This is a genomic window from Haloarcula pelagica, assembly GCF_030127105.1.
Classification (GTDB): domain Archaea; phylum Halobacteriota; class Halobacteria; order Halobacteriales; family Haloarculaceae; genus Haloarcula; species Haloarcula pelagica.
Genome location: NZ_CP126161.1, coordinates 665,073 through 680,003, shown reverse-complemented (window position 1 = coordinate 680,003; position 14,931 = coordinate 665,073). Strand labels below are relative to the sequence as shown.

Below are 14,931 nucleotides of genomic sequence, written 5' to 3'. Positions count from 1 at the left end.
CGACGGCCGCCGGCGGGCCTATTGCCCTCCTTCCCCAACACCGCCCGATGACCGCGCTGTTTTCCCCACTCGAACTCCGCGGGACGACGATTCCCAACCGCGTGATGGTCTCGCCGATGTGTCAGTACTCCTGTGAGGATCGGGACGGCCTGGCGACCGACTGGCATCGGGTCCACCTGGGCTCCCGTGCCGTCGGCGGCGCCGGCCTCGTGATGACGGAGGCTACTGCCGTCGAACCTCGGGGGCGCATCTCCCCGGAGGACCTCGGTATCTGGAGCGACGACCATCGGGCCGCTCTCGAACCCGTCGCCGAGTTCGTCCGCGCGCAGGGGAGCACCCCGGCGATCCAACTGGCCCACGCCGGCCGGAAGGCGTCGACGAGTCGGCCCTGGGACGGGCACGAGCCAGTCGCGCCTGACGAGGGCGGCTGGGACGTTGTCGGCCCCAGCGGCGAGCCCTGGCCCTACGATGGCGAGGCCCCGCGGACCGAACGACTGGACCAGCAGGGGATCGAAGACGTGATCGACGCCTTCCGGAGCGGCGCCGAGCGCGCGCTTGCAGCGGGCTTCGAGGTCGCCGAGGTCCACGCCGCCCACGGCTACTTGCTCCACGAGTTCCTCTCGCCGGTGACCAACCACCGCGAGGACGACTACGGCGGCGACTTCGAGGGCCGAACTCGGCTGGCTCGCGAGGTGACCGCCGCCGTCCGCGAGGTCTGGCCCGACGAGAAGCCGGTCTTCGTCCGGATCTCGGCGACCGACTGGCTCCCGGATCGCGAGTCCTGGACCGTTGAGGACTCCGTTCGACTGGCCGACCGCCTGGCCGACGCCGGCGCGGACCTGATCGATGTCAGCGGCGGCGGCATCCACCCCGAGTCACGGCCGGAGTACGCCGGCCCGAACTACCAACTGCGCTACGCAGAGCCCATCCGCGCCGAGACCGAGCGCGACATCGCCGTCGGTGCGGTCGGCGGGATCACCACGCCCGAACAGGCCGAAGCCGTGATCGCCACCGACCGGGCCGACCTGGCGATCGTCGGCCGGGAACACCTGCGGGACCCGTACTTCGCGCTGCACGCCGCCGAGGCGCTGGACGCGACCGACGAGGTCGAGGGGCCGCCACAGTACCGACGGGCCTTCGGGTTCTGAAGGGATCAGACCGAATCCAGATCGAGGTCGACCGCGTACCAGTCGAGCACGAGCAACAGCGCCGCGCCGACGACGCCGGCGGCCAGGAACGCCGCGGCGACTTCCGGCGTGAATCCGACCTCGGTCTGGACCTCCTGCACCGGTGCGCGGAGCGCCCCGACCACGAGCGCGACGAGGAAGGCGAGCGTCGCCCGCCGGTTCCGGTCGAGCGCGCGCCGGACGATCCGGGAGATGGTGAACAGACCGGTCAGTCCCCCCAGCATGAACGTGACGACGACGGTGCCGTGGGTGACGACGGCGTCGACACCGCCGCCGGTGACCAGGCCGAGCAGAGCGTCGACGAAGTCACTGAGTGTCTCGGACATCCGGGTGTACTGGCCGAGGATGACGAGCAACAGCGAGCCCGAGATCCCCGGCAGGATCATCGCACTGACGGCGACGGCACCGGCGACGAACACCAACAACAGTCCGCCGCCGTCGAGGAACTCGATCTCGCCCGACAGCAGGAAGGCCAGGAGGAACCCGGTCACGCCGGCGACGGCCTGGAACCGCGTCTCGACGGAGAGATCGCGCAACAACACGACGGCCGACGCCGCGATGAGTCCGAAGAAGAAGCCAAACAGCAGCGTCGGCGCGGTCTGGTCGAGGACGTGGATCGCGCGAGTGACCAGCACGACCGCGATCGCGATGCCGGCACAGAGGCCGGCGACGAACCAGCCGTCGATCTCCTCGAAGACGACGAGCGCGTCCCGGAGCGAGATCCCGCCGTCCAGCGGTGTCAGCGCAACGAGGAACTGACCGACCCGCTCGGGCGTGATCGCGTTGACAGCGCCGATGAGCCGCTCGTAGATACCGGCGATGAGCGCGATCGTCCCCCCCGAGACGCCCGGCACGGCGTCGGCGCTCCCCATACAGAGCCCGATCACGAAGGTCCGGAGCCACTCGCGGGCCGACGGCACCGAACTACGCAGCGTCGGCATCTCCTCGGGAACGGTCGTCATTGCCGGTCATTTCTCCGATGGTGGTCAAGTCTCTTGTGAAGTCCCGACCCGATACCGGTTCGCGTTCCGTCGGGAAGCGGGCCGTCGAGCTACGGCCCGAGATACCCCCACGCGTGGAGTCGGTCGCCGTCGCCGTCGATCCAGCGCTCGCCGATGTCGTCACGGTAGTACATGTTCGGTATCACGATATCGTCGAGCCGGTCGTAACACTGCTTGCGGGCCTGTTGCATCGTCTCGCCCGTGCCGGTGACGACGATCGGCATGCCGTTGTCGCCCGCGACCCGCCACTGGCCGTCGACCTTCTTCGCGTCCTCGATGTGGATCCCCTCGGGGCGCTCGGTCTCGAAGACGACGGCGGCGTTCCGGGAGTTCTCGTCGTAGGTCGTCGGGTCGTCGAACGGGAACGGCGGCAGGACGACCCGGACCGCGACCTGATAGCCGTCGTGGACCTCCACCTCGGGGGCGTTGCCGTGTGCGAGATCGTAGAAGAACTCGGCGGTCGAGGACTCGACCGACTCCTGCTGGAGCGCGATCGTGGGGTAGCCAAACCGGGGGGTAAACTCCAGCGGGTAGATGCCGGTGTCGTTGACGATGCAGTTGATGTCGATACTGCCGACGTAGCCTTCGTCGGCCAGCCACCCCGCCAGTTTGCCCAGCGTCTCCTCGAACAGCCTGTTCCGGCCCGCCCAGAACATCGAGGTACCCATCTCGCCGGTCGAGGGGCCGATGTTCCCCGGAAACAGCTTCTTGTGCTCGAAGTTGAAGTTGATCCGGTCGACGAACCGCTCACCGTCGAAGAAGCCACAGATCGCGACTTCGACCCCTTCGACTTTCCGCTGGAGCTGGAACCCCGTCATCCGGTGGCCCCACGCCTTCTCGTAGGCCCGGAGCACGTCCACGACATCGCTGCCGTCGTTCTCGTTGCCGACGTAGAGGAGTCGCTTGACGTTCTGGACCTCGCCCAGCGGTTTGATGACGTATGGAGCGGGGTTCGCCTGGACGTGGCGGATTCCGGCGTCGAAGTCGTGGAAGACGTGGTGTGCGACGGTGTTGACCCCGTGGTCCTCCAGAACGTCCATCGCGTACCCTCGGTCCGCTTCCAGGCGGTCCGTGTTCGGGGTGCCACCGACGACGGCCTTTCCCTGCTCGCGCAACTCCCGTGCGAGTTCGCCGGTACCCACCTCTGAACCGACCCAGATGTCGTCGAAGACGATCACGTCGGCCCACGCCACGTTCCCGCGCCAGTCGTCGGTCTTCGGGACGAACCCGTCGCCGATCTCCCGATCACGCTCGGCCTCGATGTAGTATTTCACGTCGTGGCCCTCCCGGTGGACCTGCCAAGCGAGGTCGGCTATCAACGCGGCGTCGAGCGAACAAAAGAGGAAGTTCTTGGTGTCCATACGGTGACATCCGCTCGGGCCGGTAAATAGCTCCGCGTCGCAACGGTTTTACCACCGTTCGGCGAACGGCCGAGTATGACTCGCGAGGAACTCAGTGCTGCGAGCGAAGCGCTCGAATCGGCCGCCGAATCGACAGCCAGTGACGCCGCCCGGGAACGGCTCTCTGACCTGGCGGCACAGCTCGACCGGCTCTCGACCGCCGACCGGGGTCCCGACCACGGCCGGCTCGCGCGGATCCAGTCGGCGCTCGACGACATCGGGAGCGGCGACGGGAGCGATGTCGCGGAGACGCTCTCGGTGGCCGACGACCACATCGACGACTACCGGTCCGATCTGGAAGGCGTCTGAAGCCGTCTCAGTAGATCGTCAGGTCGGTGAGCAGACTTCGGAGCCGTTCCTGTGGCCCGGCGTCGACGCTTCCGGTCGGCCGCTGCGCGGTCGCGGTGCCGTAGCGATCGAACTCGGTCACACGGCGGAACGTGATCGTCCGGGGCGCCGCGGGCAGGTCGTCCGCTCTCGGCTCGTCGGCCAGTTCGCTGGGGTCGGAGATCACGATACAGTCGTCGACGACGCGGCTGAGCCGCCCGTTCTCGTCGAGCGTGACGCGGACCCGACAGCCACCGCCCAACCGATCGGTCCGCCGGGGGAGGACCACCGCTCTGGCGTAGTCGTCGAGCGTGGTGAGCTCGTAGGTCCGCGCGCTGTCGACGGGCGTCCACTCGGCCTCGTGGGGGCGGAGTACGTCCCTGAACATCCCCGACCCGTCGGTCGCCTGCTGTGAGTATCGCGGCTCGGCGCCCAGATCCGGCCGTGCCGTGGTGCTGTCGGGGGCCGGCGCCGACCAGTTCTGGACGCTCTCGCTGTCGGTCATGAAGACGATCGAACTCAGCGGCAGCGACTCGTCGGTGACGTGTGACCAGTGCAGCAGGCCGATGAGGCCCTGATACGGTTGTGGCGTCGGCAGCGGCGGCGTCCGTTCGGTCGTGAGGACGTAGAGGTGTTTCCGCCGGGAGTGTTGGTGGTGTTCACGAATCCGGCCGACTCGATAGCCGCTCTCGCCGGCACTGTCGCGTGTCACCGTCACCGTCGTGATCGCCCGGTGGTCGGCGGCGTAGCGGTGTCGAGCGGCGGCGACGATCCGCTCCTGGGGTGTCTCACCGGAGGGAAGTTCGGGATCGTACGGCCGGACATCCGCGACCCGGACACCGGCGTAACCGAACAGCCCGGCCACCGTGGTCCCCGCGGCCGCGAGGTAGCCCCGGCGGTTCATTCCGTTCCCTCCGTGGTCGTCGGTGCGGAATACTCGTAGCTGTCGAACGCGACCGAGTTGTCTCCGTCGGCGCTCTCCCAGACGACGCGGAGCCGCGTCGCTCGCTTGCAGGGATGGAGCAGCGACGCGCCGGGTTCGACGGGGAACGAGCCGGCCGGCGGGCCGATCTCGTCGTGCCCGCTGCCCTCGCTGGCGGCCCAGAGCGTCTCTGTGTCGTCGTCGGAAGTGACGTACAGGGCCGCGGTGTTGGCGGCCGTCATGGCGTTCCCGCGGTCGAAGCGCACCTCGTACCCGGATTCGTCGGGGCGCCACTCGAAGGAGAAGAGGGCGTTGGGCGGGGACTGGGGATACCCTTCGGTCGAGGGGTCCGAGGGGGCGAGTCCACAGCCGGCCAGGGTGGTCGCGGCCGCTGTGAGGAGGGTTCGTCGGAGCACGGCGTTGATTTTTCCACTCACTGGCATAAGCCTATCTCCACCCCCGCGTCGCCCACGACTCACTCCCCGTCGACCAACTGCTCGGCCAGCAAGGGGACGAAGGTCCCGATGTCGGTGACCATCCCGACGGCCTGTGCGGAGCCGCGGTCGAGCAACTGCGTGACCGTCGCGGGATTGATATCCACACAGACGACCCGCGTCGTCGAGGGGAGGCAGTTCCCGACGGCCACCGAGTGCAACAGCGTCGAAAGCATGAGCACCATGTCGGCCTCGTGGGCCTGCTCGCGGATCGCCTCCTGTGCCTCGACGGCGTCGGTGATGGTGTCGGGCAGCGGACCGTCGTCACGGATCGACCCTGCCAGCACGAACGGCCGGTCGTTCTCGACACACTCGTACATCACACCGGACTCGATCGTGCCCGACTCGACGGCCGCCTCGATGGAACCCTCGCGGATCACCTCGCTGATGGTGTAGATGTGGTGTTTGTGGCCGTGACGCGGGTGATCGAGCGTCTCGGTGTCCATCCCCAGCGAGGTGCCATAGAGGTCCCGCTCGATGTCGTGGACGGCGAAGCCGTTGCCGGCCGAGAGCATGTCGACGTACCCCTCTCGAACCAGGCGGGCGAGGTCCTCGCGGGCGCCCGAGTGGATGAGCGCCGGGCCACAGACCGCGAGCACCTCCCCGCCCTCGTTTTTCGTCTCCTCGATTGCGGTCGCGATCTTGCGGATCGTCGACTCCGAGGGCCGTTCCGAGGAGACGCCGCCTTTCATGAAGCCGAAGGCGCCGCCGGTGTCCCGCGGTCGGTCGGGCGGTCGGACTCGGATCCCGGTGTCGCCCGTGACGACCAGATCGCCCGCTTCGACGGCGTTGAGGACCTTCGTGTACGCTCGCGGTTCGTCCGTGGGACTCCGCTCGGCGTCTTCGACGACGACCGCACAGTCCATCTCGACGTGTTCGACGGGGAGCCACTCGCCCTCGTAGCGGATGTCGGTCGGGTGGTTCGTCGTCGAGTAGAAGCCGTGTGGCACCACCTTGTCGGCGGGTGCGGGTTCGAACGTCGCGTCCTTGGGGTCGGCCGGGTTCGCGCCGATCTGGTGGAGTTCGTGGACGATGGTCTGGAGCGTGGCCTCGTCGTCGGCCTCGACCAGCAGGCGGGCGTAGGATTCCTCCTCTTTCCGGCGTCCGATGTCGAACGCCTCGACGGTGAAGGAGCCGTCCAGATCCATGATGAGGCCGAAACAGGACTGCATCGTTCCGGAGTCGATGATGTGACCCTCTAGTTCGACGACACGAGAGACAGCCATGGGAGCACTGAGACGACCGGCGAGTAAGTCGGTTGGGGTGCTCCCTCTGTCGAAACCCACGAACCGGCACACGTCCGGTACGGAGCGTCCCCGGATCCTCGGGCGACGCGACGGGCTTCGTCGGGGCATCGGTCGGTAGGTGAACCCGAACGTGAACGTCTCGGTCGATCACTCGCCGTAATTATGCACGAACCTTCATATCGAGTGACACGAAATACAGTACAATGGAGCACGAAATCTCCTACAGCCCGTCGTTCTCACTCCTGACCGTTACACTCGACCAGGACGAGAGCATCCGTGCCGAGTCCGGCGCGATGGTCAGCCACGACACGACGATCGATATGGAGACGAACGCGACCGGCGGGTTCCTCAAGTCGCTCGCCAGATCGCTCGGTGGCGAGAGTTTCTTCCAGAACACCTTCCACGCGAGGGCGCCCGGGGAAGTCCAGCTCGCGTCGGTGCTCCCCGGCGACATCGTCCACCGAGAACTGGACGACGAAGCCCTCTACGTCCAGTCCACCTCGTACATCGCCGGTGATCCCGCTCTCGACATCGACACCGAGTTCGGCGGCGCGAAGTCGTTCCTCGGCGGGGAAGGGCTGTTTCTGCTGAAAGCCGCGGGAAGCGGGCCGCTGTTCATGTCGAGCTACGGGGCCATCCAGGCGGTGGACGTGAGCGACCGGGACGACTTCGTGGTCGATACGGGCCACATCGTCGCGTTCGAAGAGAGCCTCAACTTCACGGTCCGGCGGGTAGGCGGGCTCAAATCGACACTCGTCAGCGGCGAGGGGATCGTCTGTCGGTTCAGTGGCGACGGGACGGTCTGGCTCCAGTCACGCAGTCAAGGGGCGCTGCTCGCCTGGCTCATCCCGAAGATCCCGCAGCGATCCAACTGAGCCCCCATCCTGGTCGAGCGGCCTCGCCGCCGCCGCAACGACCGGCCCGCCGCCGCTATCGGCGGGTGCGGACGGCGGACGATCCATTCGTTTCGGTCCCGGTGGAGTTGCGCTCGGGGTGCTGTCGCGTCTGTGAGCGTCAGTGAGCCGACATCGAGGACAGGACGTTCAGGCAGTACACGCCCGCGACGACGAGACCGATGCCGACGAGCCCGGGTATGTCGACCGGTTCCGAGAACACGATCACACCGATCGCCGCGACGCCGACGACACCGAGCGCGGCCCAGGTCCCGTAGACGACACCGATCGGGAGTTCGTCCAGAGTGAGCGAGACGAGATAGAAGGCCAGTCCGTAGCCGACCACGACCCCGAGGCTCGGGAGCGGGTTGCTGAAGCCGTCGGAGAGCTTCAGCGCGGTGGTTCCGACGAGTTCGGAGACGATGGCGCCGGCGAGCAACACGTACGGGTTCATGGGTATCGCTGGCTGCTCGCCGTGATTGGTCGTTCCGAAATACGCTGCCACTTGCGGGCCGTTTCTCGACACCGCCGAGGCCCGTCGGAGCCTCTTCCCGGTTCCCGTAGCTACTACTCGTCGGCAGGCACTACCGGCCAGCGATGACTGCCCTCGCAGAACTCGGTCTGTCGAGCTACGAAGAGCAGGTCTACCGGACGTTACTCGTGACCGGCGCCGCGACGGCGTCGACCGTCTCCGAGGCGAGCGACGTACCACGGGGCCGGATCTACGATATCCTCAACGGCCTCGAAGCCCGCCAACTGGTCCGGACGCGGGCGACGGACCCGACGGAGTACGCGGCGGTGGCGCCCGACGAGGCCGTGACCGAACTCCTCGCCGAACGGGCGGCCGAACTCCACGCGGAGTGGGCGCGGTACCGCCGGGTCGCGGACACGGTTCGGTCGACCCTGCTCCCGAGCGTTCCGGCGGACGCGAACATCTGGCTCGGAGGGCTCGGCAGTGCGGAGATGGAGACGGCGCTGCAAGAGCACGTCCGAACGGCCACCTCGTCGGTACACGCGGTGGTCGGGCCACCCTACGGGTCTGCCCCGTGGGAGACGCTCCGGCGGGAGGTCACGGCGTTTTTCGACGGCACAGACCCGGACGTGAGTGTCTCGCTGGTGGTCAGCGAAGACGTGCTCGACACGCTCCCAGCGAGCGTCTTCGACACGATCGAGACAGGGCGACCCGAGACCGACCTGCGCGCGGTCCCCGAACTCCCGGTGTCGTTCGACGTGCTCGACCGGACGGTCGCGACGGTCGACATCCCGCACCCCCGGACCGCTTCAGATCGGTTGGGTGTCCTCGCGGTACAGGACAGCGAAGTCGTCGCCGCGTTCGAACGCCAGTTCCGGGCGCTGTGGGCGGACGCGGTTCCGGTCGTGTGTCACGGCAGTATATAGATATCCCCGGGTCTGGGAGGGTGCTCATGCAGCGACATATCCGGTTATATGATTTGCATTCGCGGGGGGACTAGTACGACGTACCCCGTCCTTTGCCGAATTATACAAAACGCTAATAAATCGCGAAAAAGTCAGATCTCTATGTAACATGAGCGGCAGTATATCCGACGAACGTAGCAAAAATATTCGAAGAAGACGGTTTATTCAATCTGCTGGTACCGCGACGCTCGCGGGGCTCGCTGGCTGCGGTGGCGGTGCGGGAAGCACCGAGAGCGGCACGCAGACGGGCGACGGTGGCGACGGCCCGTCCCCGAGCGAGAGCAGTCCGCTGAACGTCGAGTTCTTCGGCGGCGTGTTCAAGGAGGTGATGGACGAGCACCTGGTCGCACCGTTCGAGGAAGACACCGGGATTCCGGTCGAGAGTTCCGCCGGCGTGAGCGCCCAGGACACGCTGAAACTCCAGTCGGCGGTCCAGGCCGGCGAAGCACCGATCGACCTGGTGGTCGCCTCGCCGGTCAACCGGATCAGAGGGCAGCGACTCGGCATCTGGCACAACTACGATCCGGGCGAACTCACGCGCTCGGACATCGTCCTGGAAGACCTGCTGCCGACGACCGACGACGGCCAGATCGTCGGGGCCGGGGCGTTTGGCTGGTTCGCGACGCTGGTCAGCCAGACCGACATCGTCGACGACCCCCTCTCTAGCTGGAGCGTCTACTGGGACGAGCAGTATCAGGACTCCCTGGGGATCAGCAGCGACTACGACGCCGGCATCCTCGACATCGCGGCCCGGATGTTCTTCGACGGCACGGAGACGATGCAGACCGAGGAGGGGCTGACTGACATCCTGGAGAAGGTCAGCGAGATCAAGCCACAGGTGTCGCTGTGGTACGACGGCGAGGCCGAGCCACAGCAGGCCCTGCTGGACGAGAACCTCACCGCCTCCTGGCTGTTCCACGACGTGACCCTGGTGATGGAAGAGGAAGGCCAGCCCGTCGAGTCCGTCTTCCCCGAGGAAGGAGCGCTCCAGAACGACGGCGCCTGGGTCATCCTCGACTCGACCGACTACCCGGACGAGGCCATCGAGTTCATCGACTACTCCCTGCGACCGGAGGTCCAGAAACGGATCACGGAGAACCTCTACACCGCGCCGGTCATCCAGGAGTCCGAACTGGACATGAGCGACGAGCTCTATTCGCGGGTGTACGGTCCCGGTCCGGAGGCGTCCATCCGGCCGAGTCACGAGGTGTACCTCGACAACGAGGACTTCCTCTCACAGAAGTGGCGGGAGCTGATCCAATGACCGATCCGGGCCACCTGCGGCTCCACGACCTGACGAAGGTGTACGACGGGTCGGTCCGTGCCGTCGATGGCGTCGACCTCTCGGTCGCGGAAGGGGAGTTCGTCACGCTGGTCGGTCCCAGCGGCTGCGGGAAATCGACCACGCTGCGGATGCTCGCGGGCTTCGTCGAGCCGACAGACGGCGTCGTCGAGATGGACTACACCGACATCACGCACCACCTCCCGGAGAAGCGCGACATCGGGATGGTGTTCCAGTCCATCGCGCTGTTCCCCCACAAGACCGTCAAGGAGAACATCGCCTACGGGATGCGGGTCGCCGACGAGTCCTACTCCGAGTCCGAGATCGACGACCGCGTCGCGGAGATGCTGGAACTGATCGAGATGCCCGGCTACCAGGACCGGATGCCGGACCAGCTCTCGGGCGGGCAGGCCCAGCGGATCGGCCTGGCCCGCGCGCTCGCGCCACAACCCGAGATCCTGCTGCTCGACGAGCCGCTGTCGGCGCTAGACGAGAAGCTCCGTCAGCGGATGGAGACGGAACTGACCCGCATCCAGCGCGAACTGGGCGTGACGACCATCTTCGTCACCCACAACCAGGAGGAGGCGATGACCATGTCGGACCGGATCGTCGTGATGGACGACGGGGAGTTCGCACAGATCGGGAGCCCGAGCGAGGTCTACGACGAGCCCAGTACCCTGTTCGTCGGCGAGTTCATGGGGAAGTCCAACGTCTTCGCGGGGACCGTCGACGACGACGGCAGGACCCTCCACACGAACCGCCGCTCGATCACCTTCGACGCCGACGTGTCGCCGGGCACGGAGGCGACGGTGCTGCTCCGCCCGGAACACATCTCGATCGCGAGCGAGGAACCGACGAGTGCGGCCAACGTCATGACAGGGACCGTCGAACTCGCACAGCTGACCGGGCCAACCGTCGAGTACGAGGTCAAAGTCGACGACGAGACGGTCCTGACGGTGGCCGAGCAGTCGAGCGGATCGACGAACTTCGCCGAGGGCGACACCGTCGCCGTCAGTTTCGAGGCCGGCCAGGAGTCGGTGTTCCCCGCGTCCGACGACCCGGCGGTCGACGAGACGGCGACGCCGGAGGGTGCGATGGCCCATGAGTAGCTCCGAGGCGATCGACCAGGGGCGATTCGACCGTCGGCCGCTGACCGCCGCGAAGGGGTTCCTCCGGGCACACATCAAGGAGCTGCTGGTGGGCTACCCGCTGGCGATGTTGCTGGTGTTTTTCGTGCTCCCCTCGGCCTACCTCGTGGTCGTCTCGTTCTTCCCGAAACCGGCCGGCGAGTTCTACTCGGTCGGGTTCACGCTGGCGAACTACGGGCAGTTGCTGGAGTCGCCGATCTACCTGGACTACCTGCTGAAGACCCTGGAGTTCGCCGGCATCACGGCAGTTCTCAGCACCGCGATGGGCTACCCCGTCGCCTACTGGATCGCCCGCGTCGACTCCGAACTCAAACGGCAGGTGTACCTCCTGACGATCATCGCCTCGATGTGGCTGACGGTCATCATCCGGGCCTACGCGATCAAGGTCGTCTTCGCGGGCAACGGGCTGTTCAACCAGGCACTCCAGGCCGGGGGCGTCATCGAAGAGCCGATCACCGGCGGAAACGGCTATCTGACGGTCGTGCTCGGAATGTTGTACGGCTTCCTCCCCTTTGCGATCCTCACGATGTACACGAGCGTCAAGAACATCGATCCCGAGCTCGAACAGGCTTCCCGGAACCTCGGGGCCTCGAAGCTCCGGACGATCCGCGAGGTGACCCTGCCGCTGTCGCGCAACGGGATCGTCGCCTCCGCGGCGCTCGTCTTTATCCTCTCGATCGGTTCCTATGCCGTCCCGATGTTGCTTGGCAACCCCTCGGAGTGGACGCTGCCCGTGATCATCACGAACACCGTCCGCGATCAGCTCAACGTCCCCTTCGGCTCGGTGCTGGCCATCGTGATGACGCTGCTGATCGTGGTCCTGTTCTGGGCCTCGGTCCGGTATCTCGGTCTGGGCTCGGAACAGCTCGTCGGGGACGCCCCGGAGGAGGAGGCCGATGGCTGAGGCCGACGTGACCGACAACGTCCGGCCCGGGCAGTCTTCGGGACGGCTGGTCCGGAAGCTCTTCGCGTCGCTGCTCGCCCGGGGCTACGTCGGGTTCGTCTACCTCGTGCTCGTGCTCCCGATGATCATCATCGTCGCCGTGGCGTTCACGAGCGGCGACTTCCTCACGTTCCCGCCCGAGGAGTTCTCGACCCGCTACTTCAGCGAGGTGCTGGCCTCGTCGACGTGGTTGGGCGGGCTCCGGCTGTCGGTGACGATCGCCGTCGGGGCGGCCGTCGTCTCGACCAGCGTCGGGGGCGCGCTCGCGTTCGGGCTGAACCGGTACGACATCACGTACTCGAAACAGCTCTGGGGGCTGGGCGTGCTCCCCCTGCTCGTGCCACCGGTCATCGTTGCCGTCGCGCTGATGAGCTTCTTCCTCCTGATCGACCTCTGGGGGACGCGACTCGCCGTCGTCCTCGCACACGGACTGGTGTACTCGCCGTTCCCGTTCGTCCTCATCAGCTCGGGCCTGGACGAGATCGACGAGGCCGTCGAGGAGGTCTCGCGGAGTCTGGGCGCCAGCCGCTTCCAGACGCTCCGGCAGATCACCGTCCCGCTGTTGGCCTCGAACTTCCTCGTGGCGATCCTCTTTACGTTCATCCTCTCGCTCAACGAGTACCTCATCGCCTCCTTCGTCGGCGGCCCCGGCCTGGAGACGATCCCGGTGTTGATCTTCGCGAGCCTGCGGTACAACTACTCGCCGGTCATCGCCGCGGTGAGCGTCCTCTACATGACCGTCACGGTCGGTATCGTGGCGCTGATCAACTACCGGCTCGACGGGCAACTCTGGTGAGCCGACCGCCGGTCGGAGACCTGCCGTTCCGTCCCTGCCCGGCGCCATTATCGATCTCGACGGCGTCACCGTCCCTGCCTGCAACCGTAGTTTGAACACAGCAGGGAACGAACCGGTGACAGGATGGGGGGCCTCGCACTGTCGCCGGATCTCGCCGGGAGTCTCATGACTGTGAGTGTCCTCCCCGCCGTGCTCCTCGTCGGCTACCTCTGGCGGATACGGGAACGGCCCGGAATCCGGTGGTTCATCATCAGCATCGGCGCGACCGGCGGGTGGGGCATCGCGGCCGGGGTCGAACGGATCGCCGACGGACGGCTGCTGACACTCGCCGGCGATCACGTCGTCGTGTTCCTGTCGACAGTCGCCGTCGTGACGTGGTTCCTGTTCGCCGTGGAGTTCGTCCACCAGCGCCGGGTGCCGTGGCCGACCTTCGGGGCGCTGATGGTGGTCCCGTTCGTGATCCAGGTCGCGCTCTGGTCCGACCTCGGCCACAACCTCGTCTACGCGCCCGGGACGACAGTCTCCGACTCCGGGCTCTTGCAGCCGGTGGCCGGCCCCCTGTACCCCGTAAGCGTCGGCTACGGCGCCCTGATCGCGGTCGCGGTCGTCAGCGTCCTCGTCGGGGAGTGGCTGACAGTCTCCGGCCAGCGGCGCCGACAGCTCACACTGCTGTTGTTCGGCTGGCTGGTGCTCAGCGTCGGGGGCGTGTTCACCATCGCAGACACGTTCGCCCCGCTCGATCCGACACCGATCGCGTTCACCGTCACCGCGTCGGTGTTCACCTACGCGCTGAACCGGTACCAGTTCCTCCAGTTGAACGTCGCCGGCCACGAGACGATCCTCGACACCCTCACCGACCCGGTTATCGTCTCCGCGACCGACGGAACGATCGTCGAGACGAACGCCGCAGCCGACCGACTCAGCACCGACGGGACCGTACCAGCCGGGGTGTCCGTCGGCGACGCGTTCGTCGACCGACCGTCGGTCGTGCGGTGCGTTCGGGACGGCCGCGACGACGCTATCGAACTGGTCGTCGACGGCGAGACACGCCACTACCGTCCGGCCCGTCTCCCGATCCAGTACGGGCGCAACGTCATCGGCGTCCTGACGTTTCTCCGCGACGTGACCACAGAGAGCCGCCGAGAACAACAGCTCCAACGACAGAACGACCGGCTCGATCAGTTCGCCAACGTCGTCAGCCACGACCTCCGGAACCCCCTGCACGTCGCCGACAGCACGCTCGCGCTCGCTGCCGACTCGGGCGACACCGGCCGGATCGCGGACGCCAGAACGCATCTCAGTCGGATGGAAGAGATGATACACGATCTGTTGGTGATGGCCCGGAACGGCCAGACCGTCGACGAGACCACGGCTGTCACGCTCGAAGACGCCGCCGCCGAAGCCTGGGCACACGCCGATATCGCCGACTGCGAGTTCGAATATACGGTTCCGTCGGGCACGAGAGTCGATGCCGACCGCGACCGACTGCTACACGTGTTCGAGAACCTCTATCGGAACGCGGCCGACCACAACGACTCGCCGGTCACTGTCCGGGTCGGGGCGCTCGGCGACCACGACGGGGCCACCGACGGCGGCCGGGCAGGCCTCTTCGTCGAGGACACCGGAACGGGTATCCCGGACGAACAGCGGGACGAGATCTTCGAGCGAGGCGTCACGACCAGTGACGGCGGGACCGGCTTCGGCCTCTCGATCGTCAGGGACATCGTCGAAGCACACGGCTGGGAGATCCGCGTGACCGACGGGAGCGACGGTGGCGCACGGTTCGAGATCACCGGTGTCGACATCGATCACTGACCGACCGGCACAGTCCCGGTCGGTCGAGGGCGTCCGTCT

General features: G+C 66.8%; 15 protein-coding genes. 9 read left to right on the top strand and 6 right to left on the bottom strand.

Going from position 1 to position 14,931, the window contains the following annotated elements:
• Positions 1-47 precede the first annotated feature (47 nt).
• On the top strand, positions 48-1,148 hold the full coding sequence (locus tag P1L40_RS03715; RefSeq protein ID WP_284009967.1) for an NADH:flavin oxidoreductase/NADH oxidase: 1,101 nt from the start codon (positions 48-50) through the stop codon (positions 1,146-1,148).
• A gap of 5 nt (positions 1,149-1,153) precedes the next feature.
• On the opposite strand, the gene P1L40_RS03710 is transcribed toward P1L40_RS03715, so the two are convergent.
• Positions 1,154-2,149: a DUF368 domain-containing protein gene (locus P1L40_RS03710; protein ID WP_284009966.1), complete on the bottom strand. Its 996-nt coding sequence runs from the start codon at positions 2,147-2,149 to the stop codon at positions 1,154-1,156.
• Positions 2,150-2,238: 89 nt separating this feature from the next.
• The gene (locus P1L40_RS03705; RefSeq protein ID WP_284009965.1) at positions 2,239-3,549 is read right to left on the bottom strand and encodes a phosphoribosylamine--glycine ligase; all 1,311 of its coding nucleotides are present in this window, start codon (positions 3,547-3,549) and stop codon (positions 2,239-2,241) included.
• Between the two features lie 75 nt (positions 3,550-3,624).
• Here P1L40_RS03705 and P1L40_RS03700 point away from each other — a divergent pair, with 75 nt between their 5' ends.
• Positions 3,625-3,897, top strand: coding sequence for a DUF7553 family protein (locus P1L40_RS03700; RefSeq protein WP_284009964.1), 273 nt, complete (start codon positions 3,625-3,627; stop codon positions 3,895-3,897).
• A gap of 7 nt (positions 3,898-3,904) precedes the next feature.
• Here the strand turns inward: P1L40_RS03700 and P1L40_RS03695 are convergent, their stop codons facing one another.
• Genes P1L40_RS03695 through P1L40_RS03685 form a run of 3 tightly spaced genes read right to left on the bottom strand, consistent with a single transcriptional unit; the run spans position 3,905 to position 6,557 of the window.
• Positions 3,905-4,819, bottom strand: a complete 915-nt coding sequence (locus P1L40_RS03695; protein WP_284009963.1) for a hypothetical protein — start codon at positions 4,817-4,819, stop codon at positions 3,905-3,907.
• Complete coding sequence (locus P1L40_RS03690; protein ID WP_284009962.1) at positions 4,816-5,253, bottom strand: hypothetical protein; 438 nt, start codon at positions 5,251-5,253, stop codon at positions 4,816-4,818. The genes P1L40_RS03695 and P1L40_RS03690 overlap by 4 nt, the downstream gene beginning before the upstream one ends.
• A gap of 59 nt (positions 5,254-5,312) precedes the next feature.
• Complete coding sequence (locus tag P1L40_RS03685; RefSeq protein WP_284009961.1) at positions 5,313-6,557, bottom strand: ornithine cyclodeaminase, nickel-pincer nucleotide-dependent; 1,245 nt, start codon at positions 6,555-6,557, stop codon at positions 5,313-5,315.
• A gap of 224 nt (positions 6,558-6,781) precedes the next feature.
• Between P1L40_RS03685 and P1L40_RS03680 the strand changes: the two genes are divergently transcribed.
• Positions 6,782-7,453, top strand: coding sequence for a TIGR00266 family protein (locus tag P1L40_RS03680; RefSeq protein WP_284009960.1), 672 nt, complete (start codon positions 6,782-6,784; stop codon positions 7,451-7,453).
• 139 nt (positions 7,454-7,592) lie between these two features.
• Here the strand turns inward: P1L40_RS03680 and P1L40_RS03675 are convergent, their stop codons facing one another.
• Positions 7,593-7,925 carry a DMT family transporter gene (locus P1L40_RS03675; protein WP_284009959.1) on the bottom strand — a complete coding sequence of 111 codons (333 nt, stop codon included), beginning with the start codon at positions 7,923-7,925 and terminating at the stop codon, positions 7,593-7,595.
• 143 nt (positions 7,926-8,068) lie between these two features.
• On the opposite strand from P1L40_RS03675, the gene P1L40_RS03670 reads away from it, so the two are divergent.
• From P1L40_RS03670 to P1L40_RS03645, 6 genes are all read left to right on the top strand, one after another.
• Positions 8,069-8,869, top strand: a complete 801-nt coding sequence (locus P1L40_RS03670) for a TrmB family transcriptional regulator (protein ID WP_284009958.1) — start codon at positions 8,069-8,071, stop codon at positions 8,867-8,869.
• Between the two features lie 148 nt (positions 8,870-9,017).
• Complete coding sequence (locus tag P1L40_RS03665; RefSeq protein ID WP_284009957.1) at positions 9,018-10,172, top strand: ABC transporter substrate-binding protein; 1,155 nt, start codon at positions 9,018-9,020, stop codon at positions 10,170-10,172.
• Positions 10,169-11,299, top strand: a complete 1,131-nt coding sequence (locus tag P1L40_RS03660) for an ABC transporter ATP-binding protein (protein WP_284009956.1) — start codon at positions 10,169-10,171, stop codon at positions 11,297-11,299. The genes P1L40_RS03665 and P1L40_RS03660 overlap by 4 nt, the downstream gene beginning before the upstream one ends.
• A complete protein-coding gene (locus P1L40_RS03655; RefSeq protein ID WP_284009955.1) occupies positions 11,292-12,242 on the top strand; it encodes an ABC transporter permease in 951 nt (316 codons plus the stop codon). Before P1L40_RS03660 ends, P1L40_RS03655 begins: the two co-directional genes overlap by 8 nt.
• Positions 12,235-13,077 (top strand): ABC transporter permease, encoded by an 843-nt coding sequence (locus tag P1L40_RS03650; RefSeq protein WP_284009954.1) that lies wholly within the window; start codon positions 12,235-12,237, stop codon positions 13,075-13,077. Before P1L40_RS03655 ends, P1L40_RS03650 begins: the two co-directional genes overlap by 8 nt.
• Positions 13,078-13,200: 123 nt before the next feature.
• A complete protein-coding gene (locus P1L40_RS03645) occupies positions 13,201-14,892 on the top strand; it encodes a sensor histidine kinase (protein WP_284009953.1) in 1,692 nt (563 codons plus the stop codon).
• Positions 14,893-14,931: the final 39 nt, after the last annotated feature.